1 pseudogene is annotated in these 386 nt (G+C 56.0%); it reads right to left on the bottom strand.

What is annotated here, in order from left to right:
* Nucleotides 1–386, bottom strand: a pseudogene (locus tag GV818_RS33980) (RNA polymerase sigma factor RpoH); the annotation flags it as partial.

A 386-nucleotide genomic window follows, 5' to 3' on the forward strand; every position in this document is an offset into this window, starting at 1 on the left:
CTTCCAGCGCTTCATGCAGGTTGCTGGTGGAGTTATCAGTCCAGTCAGCATCCTCCAGTTGACGTGCCGGATCGTACCGGTGGTCTTCCAGGTAGTTGGCTGGCGACTGGAATGCACTGTCGTCGTCAGCTTCGGCTGCCGGGTCGAACGCCATATCATGGCCAGTCAGACGGCTTTCCATCTCGCGAACTTCGCGAGGCTCTACACCGAGGCTTTCAGCCACACGATGAACTTCATCATTGTTCAGCCAGGCCAGACGTTTTTTCTGGCTGCGCAGGTTGAAGAACAGTTTGCGCTGAGCCTTGGTGGTCGCAACTTTCACGATCCGCCAGTTACGCAGAATAAACTCGTGGATCTCTGCCTTGATCCAGTGCACGGCGAACGAC

The organism is Pseudomonas sp. Fl4BN1 (genome assembly GCF_009908285.1).
In the GTDB taxonomy this organism is placed as follows: Bacteria; Pseudomonadota; Gammaproteobacteria; order Pseudomonadales; family Pseudomonadaceae; genus Aquipseudomonas.